The sequence below is a fragment of the Enterobacter cloacae complex sp. 2022EL-00981 genome (assembly GCF_028737495.1).
Taxonomy (GTDB): domain Bacteria; phylum Pseudomonadota; class Gammaproteobacteria; order Enterobacterales; family Enterobacteriaceae; genus Enterobacter; species Enterobacter cloacae.
Map to the genome: position 1 here is coordinate 25,681 of NZ_JAQZRK010000005.1, position 13,281 is coordinate 38,961.

General features: G+C 53.9%; 13 protein-coding genes. 12 read left to right on the forward strand and 1 reads right to left on the reverse strand.

Annotated elements, in window-relative coordinates; translation table 11 throughout:
* The first annotated feature begins 62 nt into the window (after positions 1–62).
* The 12 genes from PUZ33_RS06485 to trmL all read left to right on the forward strand — a co-directional run bounded on the left by PUZ33_RS06485 (position 63) and on the right by trmL (position 12,446).
* Positions 63–1,970: a PTS mannitol transporter subunit IICBA gene (locus PUZ33_RS06485; RefSeq protein ID WP_020686515.1), complete on the forward strand. Its 1,908-nt coding sequence runs from the start codon at positions 63–65 to the stop codon at positions 1,968–1,970.
* Positions 1,971–2,072: 102 nt separating this feature from the next.
* Complete coding sequence (gene mtlD, locus PUZ33_RS06490) at positions 2,073–3,221, forward strand: mannitol-1-phosphate 5-dehydrogenase (RefSeq protein ID WP_047024111.1); 1,149 nt, start codon at positions 2,073–2,075, stop codon at positions 3,219–3,221.
* Entirely contained in the window at positions 3,218–3,808 is a 591-nt protein-coding gene (gene mtlR, locus PUZ33_RS06495; protein ID WP_047024110.1) for a mannitol operon repressor MtlR, read from the forward strand. The genes mtlD and mtlR overlap by 4 nt, the downstream gene beginning before the upstream one ends.
* A gap of 58 nt (positions 3,809–3,866) precedes the next feature.
* Positions 3,867–4,229: a YibL family ribosome-associated protein gene (locus PUZ33_RS06500; RefSeq protein WP_023621173.1), complete on the forward strand. Its 363-nt coding sequence runs from the start codon at positions 3,867–3,869 to the stop codon at positions 4,227–4,229.
* A 295-nt stretch (positions 4,230–4,524) separates the two neighbouring features.
* Entirely contained in the window at positions 4,525–5,388 is an 864-nt protein-coding gene (locus tag PUZ33_RS06505; RefSeq protein WP_058681623.1) for a radical SAM protein, read from the forward strand.
* Complete coding sequence (locus PUZ33_RS06510) at positions 5,385–6,092, forward strand: deoxynucleoside kinase (protein WP_047024109.1); 708 nt, start codon at positions 5,385–5,387, stop codon at positions 6,090–6,092. The genes PUZ33_RS06505 and PUZ33_RS06510 overlap by 4 nt, the downstream gene beginning before the upstream one ends.
* Before the next feature lies 1 nt (position 6,093).
* The gene (gene nudI / locus PUZ33_RS06515) at positions 6,094–6,519 is read left to right on the forward strand and encodes a nucleoside triphosphatase NudI (RefSeq protein ID WP_047024108.1); all 426 of its coding nucleotides are present in this window, start codon (positions 6,094–6,096) and stop codon (positions 6,517–6,519) included.
* A 276-nt stretch (positions 6,520–6,795) separates the two neighbouring features.
* The gene (gene lldP, locus PUZ33_RS06520) at positions 6,796–8,451 is read left to right on the forward strand and encodes an L-lactate permease (protein WP_023621174.1); all 1,656 of its coding nucleotides are present in this window, start codon (positions 6,796–6,798) and stop codon (positions 8,449–8,451) included.
* On the forward strand, positions 8,448–9,221 hold the full coding sequence (lldR, locus tag PUZ33_RS06525) for a transcriptional regulator LldR (protein WP_020686511.1): 774 nt from the start codon (positions 8,448–8,450) through the stop codon (positions 9,219–9,221). The genes lldP and lldR overlap by 4 nt, the downstream gene beginning before the upstream one ends.
* Positions 9,218–10,405, forward strand: coding sequence for an FMN-dependent L-lactate dehydrogenase LldD (lldD, locus tag PUZ33_RS06530; protein WP_013094925.1), 1,188 nt, complete (start codon positions 9,218–9,220; stop codon positions 10,403–10,405). Before lldR ends, lldD begins: the two co-directional genes overlap by 4 nt.
* 181 nt (positions 10,406–10,586) lie before the next feature.
* The gene (locus PUZ33_RS06535; protein WP_058681622.1) at positions 10,587–11,927 is read left to right on the forward strand and encodes an MFS transporter; all 1,341 of its coding nucleotides are present in this window, start codon (positions 10,587–10,589) and stop codon (positions 11,925–11,927) included.
* A 45-nt stretch (positions 11,928–11,972) separates the two neighbouring features.
* Entirely contained in the window at positions 11,973–12,446 is a 474-nt protein-coding gene (gene trmL, locus PUZ33_RS06540) for a tRNA (uridine(34)/cytosine(34)/5-carboxymethylaminomethyluridine(34)-2'-O)-methyltransferase TrmL (RefSeq protein ID WP_058681621.1), read from the forward strand.
* Here trmL and cysE read toward each other — a convergent pair.
* Positions 12,443–13,264, reverse strand: a complete 822-nt coding sequence (cysE, locus tag PUZ33_RS06545) for a serine O-acetyltransferase (protein ID WP_013094922.1) — start codon at positions 13,262–13,264, stop codon at positions 12,443–12,445. The two genes, trmL and cysE, sit on opposite strands and share 4 nt — an antisense overlap.
* Between the last annotated feature and the right edge of the window lie 17 nt (positions 13,265–13,281).

Genomic DNA, 13,281 nt, shown 5'->3' on the forward strand with positions numbered 1-13,281 from the left:
CGCCTCATTAACAATAAACCTCGGGCCGCAAGCCTAAGCGTAAACAGAAGAAGGGGTGTTTTATGTCATCCGATTTCAAGATCAAAGTTCAAAGCTTTGGTCGTTTCCTCAGCAATATGGTGATGCCAAATATCGGCGCGTTTATCGCGTGGGGTATCATCACTGCATTATTCATTCCGACAGGGTGGTTGCCTAACGAAACGCTGGCGAAACTTGTTGGCCCAATGATTACTTACCTGCTGCCGCTGCTCATCGGTTATACCGGTGGTCGTCTGGTGGGCGGTGACCGTGGTGGCGTAGTGGGTGCCATCACAACCATGGGTGTTATCGTCGGTGCGGATATGCCGATGTTCCTCGGTGCGATGATCGCCGGTCCTCTGGGTGGCTGGGCGATTAAGAAATTCGACGTTTGGGTTGATGGCAAAATCAAATCCGGCTTCGAGATGCTGGTGAACAACTTCTCTGCGGGCATCATCGGGATGATCCTCGCAATTCTGGCGTTCCTCGGCATTGGCCCGGCAGTTGAAGTCCTGTCCAAGATTCTGGCGGCGGGCGTTAACTTCATGGTGGCGCACGACATGCTGCCGCTGGCGTCTATCTTTGTTGAACCGGCGAAAATCCTGTTCCTGAACAACGCCATCAACCACGGTATCTTCTCACCGCTGGGTATTCAGCAGTCTCATGACCTCGGCAAGTCCATCTTCTTCCTGATTGAAGCGAACCCGGGTCCGGGTATGGGCGTTCTGCTGGCGTACATGTTCTTTGGTCGCGGCAGCGCGAAGCAGTCTGCTGGCGGTGCGGCTATCATTCACTTCCTGGGTGGTATTCACGAAATTTACTTCCCGTACGTGCTGATGAACCCACGTCTGATCCTGGCCGTTATCCTCGGCGGTATGACCGGTGTGTTCACTCTGAGCGTGCTGAACGGTGGTCTGGTTTCTCCGGCGTCTCCGGGCTCTATCCTGGCGGTACTGGCGATGACGCCGAAAGGTGCCTATTTTGCTAACATCGCGGCTATCTGTGCGGCAATGGCAGTCTCCTTCGTGGTCGCTTCTATCCTGCTGAAAACCAGCAAAGTGAAAGAAGATGACGATATCGAAGCGGCCACCCGTCGTATGCACGACATGAAAGCCGAGTCCAAAGGCGCAACGCCGCTGTCAGCGGGTGATGTTTCTAACGACCTGAGCCACGTGCGTAAAATCATCGTTGCCTGTGATGCCGGTATGGGTTCCAGCGCAATGGGTGCCGGCGTGCTGCGTAAGAAAGTGCAGGATGCGGGCCTGACCAATATCTCAGTGACCAACAGCGCCATTAACAGCCTGCCACCGGATGTTGACCTGGTGATTACGCACCGTGACCTGACCGAACGCGCCATGCGCCAGGTACCGCAGGCACAGCATATTTCGCTGACCAACTTCCTCGACAGCGGCCTGTACACCAGCCTGACTGAACGTCTGGTGGCCGCACAGCGTCACGAAGACAACGAAGTGAAAGTGCGAACCAGCCTTCAGGACAGCTTTGACGAGAGCAATGCTCACCTGTTTAAGCTGGGTGCTGAGAACATCTTCCTCGGTCGTACCGCAGCCACCAAAGAAGAGGCAATTCGCTTTGCCGGTGAGCAGCTGGTTAAAGGCGGCTACGTTCAGCCTGAATATGTCGACGCGATGCTGGAACGCGAAAAACTGACGCCAACCTACCTGGGCGAATCCATCGCGGTGCCGCACGGTACGGTGGAAGCGAAAGACCGCGTGCTCAAAACCGGCGTGGTGTTCTGCCAGTATCCTGATGGCGTGCGCTTCGGTGAAGAAGAAGACGACATTGCCCGTCTGGTGATTGGTATCGCCGCTCGCAATAACGAGCATATCCAGGTGATTACCAGCCTGACCAACGCGCTGGATGATGAGTCCGTCATCGAGCGTCTGGCACAGACTGAAAGCGTTGAAGAAGTGCTGGCACTCCTCAACAAATAACAGCGTATCTTCCCTCTCCCCTTAGGGGAGAGGGCTAGGGTGAGGGGTAAACGTTCCTCACCCCAGCCCTCTCGGGTAAAAACATTGATAAAGGTTAACACTATGAAAGCATTACATTTTGGCGCAGGTAATATCGGTCGTGGCTTTATCGGCAAACTGCTGGCAGACGCGGGCATTACGCTGACATTCGCCGATGTGAATCAGGTCGTTCTGGATGCCCTGAATGCCCGTCATAGCTACCAGGTACACGTGGTGGGAGAAAACGAGCAGGTTGAAACGGTCTCTGGCGTCAACGCGGTAAGCAGCATTGGCGACGATGTTATCGACCTCATCGCCAGCGTTGACCTGGTGACCACCGCGGTGGGCCCGGTGGTACTTGAGCGCATCGCGCCTGCGGTCGCAAAAGGCCTGGCAAAACGTAAAGCGCAGGGCATCGATACCCCGCTGAACATCATTGCCTGTGAAAATATGGTGCGTGGCACCACGCAGCTGAAAGGCCACGTTCTGGCCGCCGTTGCGGACGAAGACAAAGCCTGGGTGGAAGCGCACGTTGGCTTCGTGGATTCCGCCGTTGACCGCATCGTTCCGCCGTCAGAATCTGCAACTAACGACCCGCTGGAAGTGACGGTAGAAACCTTCAGCGAGTGGATCGTGGACAAAACCCAATTTAAAGGCGCGCTGCCGACCATTCCAGGTATGGAATTAACGGATAACCTGATGGCATTTGTGGAACGTAAACTCTTCACGCTGAACACGGGTCATGCTATAACCGCGTACCTCGGAAAATTGGCCGGTCATCAGACTATTCGTGATGCGATCCTCGACGAGAAGACCCGCGCGGTGGTAAAAGGGGCAATGGAAGAGAGCGGCGCGGTGCTGATCAAACGCTACGGTTTTGATGCTGATAAACACGCAGCATACATCCAGAAAATCCTCGGTCGTTTTGAAAACCCGTATCTGAAAGATGACGTTGAGCGCGTGGGCCGCCAGCCATTGCGTAAGCTGAGCGCGGGCGATCGCCTGATTAAGCCGCTGCTGGGTACGCTGGAATACGGCCTGCCGCACGCCAACCTGGTGAAAGGGATTGCCGCCGCGATGCACTACCGCAGCGAGCAGGATCCGCAGGCGCAGGAGCTGGCTCAGCTGATTGATGACCAGGGCGCACAGGCTGCGCTGGCGCAGATTTCCGGTCTGGACGCCAACAGCGACGTGGTTGCGGAGGCGGTTAACGCATATAACGCAACCAAATGATGCACAGTGAGGCGCAGGCAATCCTGCGCCCTGATTACAGATTGTCAGATATGCAGGCAATAATGGAACAAACCCAGGCCTTTGAAAATCGTGTGCTTGAGCGTCTGAATGCTGGCAAAACCGTACGAAGTTTCCTGATTACCGCCGTCGAGTTGTTAACCGAGGCGGTGAATATCCTGGTACTTCAGGTGTTTCGCAAAGACGACTACGCGGTAAAATATGCTGTAGAACCGTTACTGGACGGCGACGGACCGCTGGGCGATTTATCCGTGCGTCTGAAGTTGATTTATGGTCTTGGCGTGCTGAACCGGCAAGAGTATGAAGATGCGGAGCTGTTGATGGCGCTGCGCGAAGAGCTCAATCATGACGGTAATGAGTACACCTTTACCGATGACGAGATCCTTGGCCCTTTCGGCGAGCTGCATTGCGTTACCGCGCTCCCCCCTGCCCCCCATTTTGATAACAGCGACCCGGAACTGTACGCCATGCAAAAGCTGCGTTATCAACAGATTGTCCGTTCCACGATGGTTCTTTCCCTGACTGAGCTGATTTCCCGAATCAGCTTAAAAAAAGCGTTTCAGAAGTAAGCCTGCTCACATTGGTGTATCCTTCCCTCTAAATTCCCCGTTTTCAGAGTTATTTGTCATGAAAGAAGTCGAAAAGAACGAAATTAAACGCCTGAGCGACCGCCTGGATCTGATCCGCCATCAGATGGCCGGTCTCTCGCTGGTAGACTCCGCCGAGAAGTACGCCGAGCTTGAGAAAGAGACCGCGAAGCTGGAAGCGGAGATCGAGCGCCTGCGCGAAGTGAAAAGCCAGAAGCTGAGTAAAGAAGCGCAGAAGCTGATGAATATGCCGCACCGCCGCGCCATTACCAAAAAAGAGCAGGCCGATATGGGCAAGCTGAAGAAAAGCGTACGGGGTCTGGTGGTGGTCCACCCGATGACCGAGCTTGGCCGCGAGATGGGCCTGAAAGAGATGACGGGTTTTTGTAAGACGGCTTTCTGATAATCCGAAGCTAAATTATCTTGGCCAATGCATTCATAACAAGAATGCATTGGGTTTTTATCTAACTCATTCCATTTTCGATTCGAATAAAGTTTATCTGTCATATCAAACTCCTTCCATGAGTAAGCACAGCCATTACAAGCATTGCAACCACAAAACTCAAAATTGGTGATAAGGCTAGCCGCAATAAATGGACAGATTTGCTTTTAATTTAACCAGCCAAAGAGTATGCTCACCAATAACCATGCAATATGAGTGGTTATTGGCTTTCAACCAACAAATCTGAGGAAATATAATGGACATTAGCACATTGCTTCTGGATTTTAGGATAACCTCACACTGCAATCTCGGATGTGATCTATGCTTCCGTAACCCTGGAATTAACGACTCCTCTCTCTCCAGCGCCCTTAATGTCATTGAACGTATGTATAAAATAGGTTTCCGTCGTATTGGTTTTACAGGTGGTGAACCGACGTCAAGAGCGGACTACATTGATTTAATTGAATATGCGAAACAGATGGGTTTTATGACCTATCTCTCAACCGTCGGACATCGCTTTACGATAGATCATGAGCGTTTAAATTCGATTCTGGACTGGGTGGGGATACCGATTGATGGTATAGATAAACTGGTCAATGCAGATATTCGCAGTGATAAAATGAGTAATCAGCACAGAGTTGTAAAAAATATATTATCATGGCTTCCAAATAACAATCAGATTAATATCAAACTTACCACTGTAGTTTCTCAAGCAAATATTAACATACTGGGTGACATCGTTAATTGGGTTGAAAATCTTCCCTATAAAATACAAGCATGGAGATTTTATCAATTTTGCCCTTTGGGTGTAGGAAAAGAAAAAAGGGATAAATTAGAAATTAACACAGAATTGTTTTTATATAAAATGAATATACTTGAAAAGCAACATCCTAATATGCCCATTAGTTGGGCTACTTTCGAAGAGAGAGATAAAGCAAATGTTGTTATGGAACCCAATTTCGACATCATCATACCTGATGGTGAAAAATATACTTTGCTGGGGAATATGCTAACCGACTCACCAGATAAAATCATTCATTCCATTTTTGGAAATAAAGAGATCATGAGGAAATGCGAGAACAACCGATTCTGGCTTGAGAATAGGGAATATACTGCATGAGATATAATTTTCTTTACATGGATCCCTGGTCGGCAGATAAGCAAGTATATAACAAGGACAGATGCCCTCTATATATATGTTTATCAGGTAACTCAGGGGTGGGTAAAAGCACGCTTCTGAAGAAATTGTCTACTCATCTTTTTAAGCAGGATTCATATACAATCGCTGTAGATGAAAAAAGTGTTCACCATTCTCTTCTTCCTTACCTTTTCGATGATACAAAAAACTACGGCTATCTTATTCAGATCAACTTTATGATACAGCGAGCGTTGATCATAAAATCATGGCTGGATAAGGGATACAATCTAATAATGGAGCGTTCCCATATTGAGGATTATATTTTTATTAATTTCATGTTTAAAGCTGGCTATATTAATAGGACTCAGCACGACTCTTACATTCAACTCTGGGAAAGAATAAGTGAATTACTAGCAGAACCCGATATCATAGCTTTCATTGATTATCCAGTAGAGTATTCACTTGCTCACCTAAAGAACGATGAAATGCATGGTATAAGGCCAGAAGAGTTTCCGGATGAGGAGATGAAAATTAAATGGATAACAGGCTGGCATGCAGAATACCAAAATTATATCGAAAATCTTCCAGATCATCTTCGCCAGCGCGTACTAGTTTGTAATCGTCCTGATGATATTGAAGTCTTTTCTGATATGATTATTCAGAAAGCTATTTTTTTAAGGAGATAAAATGCGCCAGAGAGTAATTGTGTGCCCTGTTATCCAAAACAACGGAGAGTATCTGCTCTGTAAAATGGCACCGGACCGTGGAGTTTTTCCAGGACAGTGGGCGCTACCAGGTGGCGGTATTGAACCGGGTGAGACGATGGAAACCGCACTGAGGCGAGAAATCATGGAAGAGTTAGGTGAAGAACTTAATATCACAGACATTCAACCATGGGCATTTCGTGACGATATCCGTACTAAAACGTATCAGGATGGCACTACCGAAGAAATTTACATGATTTATCTTATCTTTGACTGCATGAGTGCTAACCGGAATGTTACCTTCAATGAAGAATTTCAGGAAATAACCTGGGTTAGCCCTGATAAACTTAAAAACATGGACTTAAACGAGGCCACTCTGATTACTTTTTCCCAAAAAGGGCTCATTTAACAGTTGGCTGTTGTTTGACGAACGCGGGGTTAGCTTGGTCACGGCCAGCCCCGCTTCAAAATTGGCCCAACCAATCCCCCCTTTCTTTCTTCCGTGGCTCACAAATCCATTATTTCCGCTCACAAAAACATTGCCAGCCCATAACATCTGGTTAACCATTTGTTGTCATTACCCCTACAACACAATATTGGCAGGACCACTTTTACACAGACTGTGACGCAGAGATGAGCGGAGACTCACCCGCAGCATAGGCTGTCTGGTCCCCAGGAGACCTGCATGAGCCTCTGGCAACAAAACTACGACCCGGCCGGAAATATCTGGCTGTCTAGCCTGATCGCATCGCTGCCGATCCTGTTCTTCTTCTTTGCGCTGATTAAGCTCAAGCTGAAGGGCTACCTCGCCGCGACGTACACCGTCGCCATCGCGCTGCTGGTGGCGCTGTTCTTCTACAAAATGCCGATCGATCGCGCACTGGCCTCCGTTGTCTACGGTTTCTTTTATGGCCTGTGGCCGATTGCGTGGATCATCATCGCCGCAGTCTTTGTCTATAAAATCTCAGTCAAAACCGGGCAGTTCGACATCATTCGCTCGTCGATACTCTCCATCACGCCGGACCAGCGCCTGCAGATGCTGATTGTTGGCTTCTCCTTCGGGGCGTTTCTGGAAGGGGCGGCAGGGTTTGGCGCACCGGTGGCAATCACCGCCGCGCTGCTGGTGGGGCTGGGCTTTAACCCGCTCTATGCCGCCGGTCTTTGCCTGATCGTCAACACCGCGCCGGTGGCGTTTGGCGCGATGGGTATTCCGATTCTGGTCGCAGGCCAGGTGACTGGCCTGGACAGCTTCGAGATTGGTCAGATGGTTGGCCGCCAGCTGCCGTTCCTGACCATTATCGTGCTGTTCTGGATCATGGCGATTATGGACGGCTGGCGCGGCGTGAAGGAGACCTGGCCTGCGGTGATGGTAGCGGGCGGTTCGTTCGCGATTGCCCAGTATCTCAGCTCGAACTTCCTTGGCCCGGAGCTGCCGGACATTATCTCTTCGCTGGTCTCGCTGGTCTGTCTGACGCTGTTCCTGAAACGCTGGCAGCCGGTACGTATTTTCCGCTTTGCCGATATGGGCGCGTCGCACGTGGATCAGACGCTCGCCCGCACGGGCTATACCGCCGGGCAGATCGTTCGCGCCTGGTCACCGTTCCTGTTCCTGACCGCCACCGTAACGCTGTGGAGCATCCCGCCTTTTAAGGCCCTGTTTGCCCCGGGCGGTGCGCTGTACGACATGGTGATTAACATCTCCGTGCCGTTCCTCGACAAAATGGTCGCCCGTATGCCGCCAGTGGTGCACGACGCCACGCCGTACGCGGCGGTATTTAAGTTTGACTGGTTCTCCGCCACCGGCACGGCCATCCTGTTTGCCGCACTCCTTTCTGTGGTGTGGCTGCGCATGAAGCCGGCCGCCGCGGTACAGACCTTTGCAGCAACCATTAAAGAATTGATGCTGCCGATCTACTCCATCGGCATGGTGCTGGCGTTCGCGTTTATCTCGAACTACTCCGGCCTGTCATCAACGCTGGCACTGGCGCTGGCCCATACCGGCCACGCCTTCACCTTCTTCTCGCCGTTCCTCGGCTGGCTGGGGGTATTCCTGACCGGTTCAGATACCTCGTCTAACGCCCTGTTCGCCGCCCTGCAGGCGACGGCGGCTCAGCAGATTGGCGTCTCTGACGTGCTGCTGGTGGCCGCGAATACTACCGGCGGCGTGACCGGGAAGATGATCTCTCCGCAGTCCATCGCCATTGCCTGTGCGGCGGTAGGGCTGGTGGGTAAAGAGTCCGACCTGTTCCGTTTTACCGTGAAACACAGCCTGATATTCACCTGCATGGTCGGGGTGATCACCACCCTGCAGGCCTATGTCTTAACCTGGATGATCCCATGATAGTTATGCCCAGACGCCTGTCCGACGAGATTGCCTCTCGCGTGCGGGCGCTGATTGAAGAACAACAGCTGGAAGCGGGCATGAAATTGCCCGCTGAACGTCAACTCGCCGCCCAGCTTGGCGTGTCGCGCAATTCCCTGCGTGAAGCGCTGGCGACGCTGGTCAGCGAAGGAGTACTGGTAAGCCGTCGCGGCGGCGGCACCTTTGTGCGCTGGCAACATGACGACTGGTCCGAGCAAAACATCGTCCAGCCGCTCAAAACCCTGATGGAGAATGACCCGGACTACAGCTTCGACATCCTCGAAGCCCGTCACGCCATCGAAACCAGTACCGCCTGGCATGCGGCCATGCGGGCAACCGAAGCCGATAAAGAGAAGCTCAGGGCCTGCTTCGACGCCACGCAAAGCAGCGACCCGGATATCGCTTCGCAGGCGGATGTCCGCTTTCACCTGGCGATTGCCGAGGCGTCGCACAACGTGGTGCTGCTCCAGACCATGCGCGGTTTTTTCGACCTGCTGCAATCCTCCGTGAAGCAGAGCCGCCAGCGCATGTATCTGGTCCCGCCGGTCTTTGCTCAACTGACCGAACAGCACGAGGCGGTGCTCAACGCCATTCTGGCCGGTGATGCCGAGGCCGCACGCAAGGCGATGATGGCGCATCTGGGCTTCGTCCACACCACCATTAAACGATTTGATGAAGATCAGGCCCGACAGGCGCGTATTACCCGTCTGCCTGGCGACAGTGATATATCCAGGGAGAACAAAGCATGATTATTTCAGCAGCCAGTGACTACCGCGCCGCGGCGCAGCGTATTTTGCCGCCGTTCCTGTTCCACTATATCGACGGCGGGGCCTATGCCGAATATACCCTGCGCCGTAACGTGGAAGATCTGTCGGAGGTGGCTCTGCGTCAGCGCGTGCTGAAGAATATGTCGGATCTGAGCCTTGAGACGAAACTGTTTAACGAAACGCTCTCCATGCCGGTAGCGCTTGCCCCGGTCGGGCTGTGTGGCATGTACGCCCGTCGCGGTGAAGTGCAGGCCGCAGCCGCGGCGGATGCCAAAGGCATCCCGTTTACCCTCTCCACCGTGTCTGTCTGCCCGATTGAAGAGGTCGCCCCGACCATCAAACGCCCGATGTGGTTCCAGCTGTACGTCCTGCGCGATCGCGGCTTTATGCGTAACGCGCTGGAGCGCGCCAAAGCGGCGGGCTGTTCCACGCTGGTCTTTACCGTTGATATGCCCACTCCCGGCGCGCGCTACCGTGATGCCCACTCCGGCATGAGCGGCCCGAATGCTGCTATGCGTCGTTACTGGCAGGCGGTAACACATCCGCAGTGGGCGTGGGACGTGGGCCTGAATGGCCGTCCACACGATCTGGGTAACATCTCGGCTTATCTCGGTAAACCTACCGGGCTGGAAGATTATATCGGCTGGCTGGCGAACAATTTCGATCCGTCCATCTCCTGGAAAGACCTGGAGTGGATCCGCGAATTCTGGGACGGCCCAATGGTGATCAAAGGGATCCTCGACCCGGACGACGCCCGCGACGCGGTGCGTTTTGGCGCAGACGGGATAGTGGTCTCGAACCACGGCGGACGTCAGCTCGATGGCGTGCTCTCATCCGCACGCGCCCTTCCGGCGATTGCCGATGCGGTTAAAGGCGACATCGCTATCCTCGCCGACAGCGGTATTCGTAACGGGCTGGACGTGGTACGTATGATTGCGCTCGGCGCCGACAGCGTACTTCTGGGACGCGCTTATCTTTACGCGCTGGCCACCAGCGGCCAGGCAGGGGTAGCAAACCTGCTCAACCTGATTGAGAAAGAGATGAAGGTTGCAATGACTCTCACCGGGGCGAAAACAATTGGCGAGATCAGCAAGGATTCTCTGGTGCAGGAGCTGAGCAAGATCCCTGCGGCACTGGCACCGCTTACCCACGGAGACGCGGCCTGACCCCCTCCCCTTAACCAACCTTACTCACGCGTCCGATCTCCTCCATCGGGCGCGTTTTTGTGTCGTAAATAACATCTAGATAACATATTAGATAAGAATATTTGACATCCCCTGCCACACGCAATTGTATAGACAAGCAAATACAAGAACACAAAAACAACATCACATCAGAGAGGAGCGTATGGCCTATTCAGGTAAGGTGGATATTCAGCAGGTAATCGACGACAGTTCCTTTTCATGGTTTCACTGGCTACTCATTGTGCTGGGCTTTCTGGTGCTGGCAATCGATGGTTTCGATACAGCGGCAATGGGCTACATTGCCCCGACACTCTCGGCAGAATGGGGGATCCACAAACAGGATCTGGGGCCGGTACTGAGTGCCGGGCTGTTGGGACTGTCGCTGGGTGCGCTGATCGCAGGTCCGGTATCGGACCGGATGGGCCGCAAGCGCGTGCTGGTCTTTTCGTGTTTATTCTTTGGTCTTGCAAGTCTGGGCGCCGCCTGGGCGCAAACCCTGAACACCCTGACGCTGTGGCGATTTCTCACCGGCCTGGGTTTGGGTGCGGCAATGCCTAACGCCATCACGCTGATCTCAGAGTTTGCCCCTAAGCGCTGTCGCGCCATGGCGATCAATACCATGTACTGCGGTTTTCCTCTGGGCGCGGCGGGGGGTGGGGCAATCTCCTCCTGGCTGATTCCTCACCACGGCTGGCGAAGCGTACTGCTGACCGGCGCAATTGCCCCGCTGATCCTGACGCTGCTGCTGGCGCTATTTTTTCCGGAGTCGGTGAAGTTTCTGGTTCAGCGTGGAAGAGACGTGATGCAGATCCGCCGTATCGCCAGCCGCTTCGCCCGCGGCACGCTGGATGGCGTGACCGGCTTTTTCCTGGCGGAGGAGCGGGTCGCGTCTAAGAAAGGGAGCGTGGCACAGCTGTTTTCTATGCCCTGGCTGCCCGGCACCCTGATGCTGTGGGTGACCTACTTTATGGGGCTGGTGATTTATTACGTCCTGCTGAGCTGGATGCCGACGTTGATGCTGGGGATGGGTTATCCGCTGGCGGAATCTGCCTGGCTCACCTCGCTGTTCACCTTCGGCGGTACCGCAGGCATTCTTCTCGCCGGGTGGATGATGGACCGCTGGGAGGCGCACAGGGTGGTGGCAGGTGGGTTTATGCTGACCATGGCGCTCATCCTGCTGCTCGGCATGGAGCATAATCACATCGCCCTGTTTGGCGGATTGATTTTCCTGATGGGGATCGCCATGAACGGCGCGCAATCAGGGATGCAAACCCTGGCCGCCACCTTCTACCCAACCGAATGCCGCGCGACGGGTATCGCGTGGATGCAGGGAATTGGCCGTTTTGGTGGCGTGGCGGGTACCATGACCAGCGCGCAGCTTCTCTCCATGCAGTGGCAGGCAGACAGTATTTTGATGATCCTCAGCCTGCCCGCGCTGGTGGCTGCAGGTGCCACCGTCTATAAAATGCTGCGCTGCCGCCCACAGGAACCCGGCGTCGCGTAGTGCCCGTCATTTCTGCTATGCTGCCCCCGCAATTAAGGGGGCAGCATGCTTAACATCGTTTTATTCGAACCAGAAATTCCGCCTAATACCGGCAACATTATCCGCCTGTGCGCCAACACCGGGTTTCGCCTGCATATTATCGAGCCGATGGGTTTTACGTGGGATGACAAACGCCTGCGTCGTGCGGGGCTGGATTATCATGAATTTACCGCGGTGGTTCGCCATCATGATTACGCCGCGTTTCTGGAAAGCGAAAAGCCAGAGCGCATGTTTGCCCTGACGACCAAAGGCACGCCCGCGCACAGCGCCGTGAGCTACCAGGCAGGCGACTATCTGATGTTTGGCCCGGAAACCCGCGGCCTGCCGGCCACGATTCTGGACGCCCTGCCCACTGAGCAGAAAATCCGTATTCCGATGATGCCGGACAGCCGCAGCATGAACCTGTCGAACGCGGTGTCCGTGGTGGTGTATGAAGCCTGGCGCCAGCTGGGGTATCCGGGCGCCATTCTCAGAAGTTAAATGCCGTCACCATACTCAAACGTATGGTGAATGCCGTTGAAGTGCTGATCCATGTCCATCGATGGTTTATCACTGTCTGGCTTACCGACGATGCGCGCCGGTACGCCAGCGGCGGTGGTGTGCGGCGGCACGGGCTGCAGCACCACAGAGCCCGCGCCGATTTTCGCGCCGCGGCCCACTTCGATATTGCCGAGGATTTTGGCACCCGCGCCAATCATCACCCCTTCACGAATTTTCGGATGGCGATCGCCGCTGGTTTTGCCGGTACCGCCCAGGGTAACCGACTGCAGGATCGACACGTCATCTTCAATGACCGCCGTCTCACCCACAACAATCCCGGTGGCATGGTCGAGCATGATCCCCCGGCCAATTTTGGCCGCCGGGTGAATATCAACCTGGAAGGTAACAGAAACCTGGTTTTGCAGAAAAATTGCCAGCGCGCGGCGGCCTTCCTTCCATAACCAGTGGCCGATGCGGTACGCCTGTAAGGCATGGAAACCCTTCAGGTACAGCAGCGGCGTAGAATATTTATCGACCGCCGGATCACGCGTGCGCACGGCCTGAATATCACAGGCGGCAGAGGCGATCATTTCCGGGTCTGCGGCGTAGGCCTCTTCCACCACTTCACGAATGGCGATGGCGGGCATGATTGAAGACGCCAGCTTGTTGGCGAGCATATAGCTCAGGGCACTACCGAGGTTTTCGTGCTTGAGTAACGTTGCATGGTAGAAACTGGCCAGCATCGGCTCACAGTCGGCCAACGCCCGGGCTTCGGCTTTAATATTATTCCAGACGATATCCAGTTCTTCACACGGCATTGCTTACTCCAGACGAT

Coding starts and splice junctions, on each gene's coding strand:
- lldR (WP_020686511.1), top strand. CDS start 8,448: ATGATAGTTATGCCCAGACGCCTGTCCGACGAGATTGCCTCTCGCGTG.
- mtlR (WP_047024110.1), top strand. CDS start 3,218: ATGATGCACAGTGAGGCGCAGGCAATCCTGCGCCCTGATTACAGATTG.
- PUZ33_RS06510 (WP_047024109.1), top strand. CDS start 5,385: ATGAGATATAATTTTCTTTACATGGATCCCTGGTCGGCAGATAAGCAA.
- PUZ33_RS06535 (WP_058681622.1), top strand. CDS start 10,587: ATGGCCTATTCAGGTAAGGTGGATATTCAGCAGGTAATCGACGACAGT.
- lldP (WP_023621174.1), top strand. CDS start 6,796: ATGAGCCTCTGGCAACAAAACTACGACCCGGCCGGAAATATCTGGCTG.
- nudI (WP_047024108.1), top strand. CDS start 6,094: ATGCGCCAGAGAGTAATTGTGTGCCCTGTTATCCAAAACAACGGAGAG.
- cysE (WP_013094922.1), bottom strand. CDS start 13,264: ATGCCGTGTGAAGAACTGGATATCGTCTGGAATAATATTAAAGCCGAA.
- trmL (WP_058681621.1), top strand. CDS start 11,973: ATGCTTAACATCGTTTTATTCGAACCAGAAATTCCGCCTAATACCGGC.
- PUZ33_RS06505 (WP_058681623.1), top strand. CDS start 4,525: ATGGACATTAGCACATTGCTTCTGGATTTTAGGATAACCTCACACTGC.
- PUZ33_RS06485 (WP_020686515.1), top strand. CDS start 63: ATGTCATCCGATTTCAAGATCAAAGTTCAAAGCTTTGGTCGTTTCCTC.
- mtlD (WP_047024111.1), top strand. CDS start 2,073: ATGAAAGCATTACATTTTGGCGCAGGTAATATCGGTCGTGGCTTTATC.
- PUZ33_RS06500 (WP_023621173.1), top strand. CDS start 3,867: ATGAAAGAAGTCGAAAAGAACGAAATTAAACGCCTGAGCGACCGCCTG.
- lldD (WP_013094925.1), top strand. CDS start 9,218: ATGATTATTTCAGCAGCCAGTGACTACCGCGCCGCGGCGCAGCGTATT.